This window comes from Peptidiphaga sp. (assembly GCF_057238965.1).
In genome coordinates, this window is the sequence record NZ_DBHHEV010000005.1 from 18,560 (window position 1) to 20,478 (window position 1,919).

3 protein-coding genes are annotated in these 1,919 nt (G+C 66.5%); 1 reads left to right on the plus strand and 2 read right to left on the minus strand.

What is annotated here, in order from left to right; all coding sequences use genetic code 11:
• Positions 1-522 (plus strand): lipoate--protein ligase family protein (locus tag ACO48X_RS01390; RefSeq protein WP_484999828.1); only part of this gene is annotated, 522 nt, incomplete at its 5' end.
• A 126-nt stretch (positions 523-648) separates the two neighbouring features.
• Here the strand turns inward: ACO48X_RS01390 and ACO48X_RS01395 are convergent.
• Complete coding sequence (locus ACO48X_RS01395) at positions 649-1,548, minus strand: YggS family pyridoxal phosphate-dependent enzyme (protein ID WP_484999830.1); 900 nt, start codon at positions 1,546-1,548, stop codon at positions 649-651.
• 230 nt (positions 1,549-1,778) lie between these two features.
• Positions 1,779-1,913: a DUF3516 domain-containing protein gene (locus ACO48X_RS01400; protein ID WP_484999887.1), complete on the minus strand. Its 135-nt coding sequence runs from the start codon at positions 1,911-1,913 to the stop codon at positions 1,779-1,781.
• Positions 1,914-1,919 lie beyond the last annotated feature (6 nt).

Consider the following 1,919-nt stretch of genomic DNA (forward strand, 5'->3'; position numbering starts at 1 on the left):
ACGATGTACATGGACCCCGCCCGGGCGGTCGCCTATTCGGTGATCGTGCCAAGCGCGGCCCTTTCAGGCCTGAGCCTGCGCGAATCCTATGCGCTGTGCGATTCGTGGGTTCTGCGTGCCCTGAAAGAAATGGGAGTGCCGGCCTTCTACATGCCGGTCAACGACATCGCCACCCTCGACGGGAAGATCGGCGGCGCAGCCCAACGCAGGCTCGCCGGGGGCGCGACGATTCACCACGCGGTCATGAGCTGGGAAATCGAAACCGAGCAGCTGCTGGCCGTCACCCGGCTCTTCCGGCCGGACACCGGCGCGCGCGGCACGAAGAGCGCCCAGAAGAAGGTGGTGGGAATCCGCTCCTACGTCGGCACGGCGCGCGAGGACGTCATCGAGGCGCTTCGCCGATCGCTGGCGCGCGGGCGCACGGTGAGAAAAGCAAAGTACCGCCCCGACGAGCTGATCGCCGCCAAGAGCCTCGCCGACGCCAAATTCGCCGACCCGGCCTGGCTGGCGCGCATTCCGTAGTGCCCTTAGACCGGCAGCTGGCAATGCTTCATGGCGAGCAGGCTTGCTTCATGTCGAGCAATCTGGCTTCATGATGTTTGTCTTGCCTCATTGCGAGCGGGATTGCGTCATGATGTTTGTCTTGCTTCATCGCGAGCTGGTTTGCTTCATCACGGGACGCGGCCCGAACACAGCCGTGCCGACTCGAACCTCCGTCGATCCTTCGGCAATGGCAATTTCCATGTCGCCCGTCATGCCCATCGACAATTCGGTGCAGCTGACGACGCCGGCGGCCTGAACGGCATCCCGCAGCTCCCGCACGCGCGCATGGGAGGCGGCCACCGCGGCGACGTCGTCGGTGTTCGCGCCGATGAGCATGAGCCCGACGAGGCGCAGGTTCGGCAGCTCGGCAACGGCGCCGGCGAGGTCGACGACGCCGCTCGGATCCACGCCGTGCTGAGATTCGGAGCCCGCCGAGTTGACCTGGATCATGACGTCGAAGGGGCCGAGGGGGCTGCCGTCCTTTCCGAGCTCGCCCGCTGAGATGCGTTCGCCTTGCAGCCGGTCGAGGCGCGCAGCGAGCTTGAGCGAATCGAGGGTTTCGATGCAGTCGGCTGCCCGGATTGCCTTGCCGGCCTTGTTCGCCTGCACGTGGCCGATGACGTGGACGCGGTGGAAAGGCGCGCCCAGCTCGCTCAGAGCCCTTTCGCCCTCCTCCAGCTGCTGGATGTAGTTGTGGCCTATCAGGCCGCCTCCGGCGCGCAAGGCTGCGAGGACCCGTTCGGGCTCTTGGAACTTGGCGGCCAGCAGAATCGAGACGGCGTTCTCGTCGCGCCCCGCGCGCGACGCGGCCGAGGCCACTTTGTCGCGCAGTCTCTCCCAGCGCCCCGCGATCTCGCTTGCATCCGGCCGAGAGACGCCCTCGAAGCTGGTCTCCTGACCGGACCAGTTGACGCCGTTCGTCTCGACGCCGCCTGTTCGGCCGCCGTTTGCATCGACTCGGCTCGTCTCGACGCTGCCGGTGCCTTTGCCGCCGTTTTCGTTCATCTATGTCAACCCTTTCGACCCTTGAATTCTAGCGGGCGCGTCCGTGCACGGCAGGTGCGCAAAGCCTCGAACGGGCCGGAGCCTCTAGCCCTCGTCCGCGGGCGAAAGCCGGATTGTGCAGAAATCCAGACGACTACGGAGCCTGCAGCCCTTGTCTGCGGAGAGCCCGGCGGCGCACCGAGGCCCACGGGCGCGTCCGGACCTGACAGCGCACTTTGACCCGGCCGGGATCACAGCTCGCCGACGTGGACGACCCGAAGCTTCGCCGCACCCAGCTCGTCGCATTCGTCGAGGTCGACGAATGCGCGGAAGCCCCAGCCGCCGTCGCCTTCGCCGTCGTCGAAAACCTGTGTGACGATCCACAGACGGCC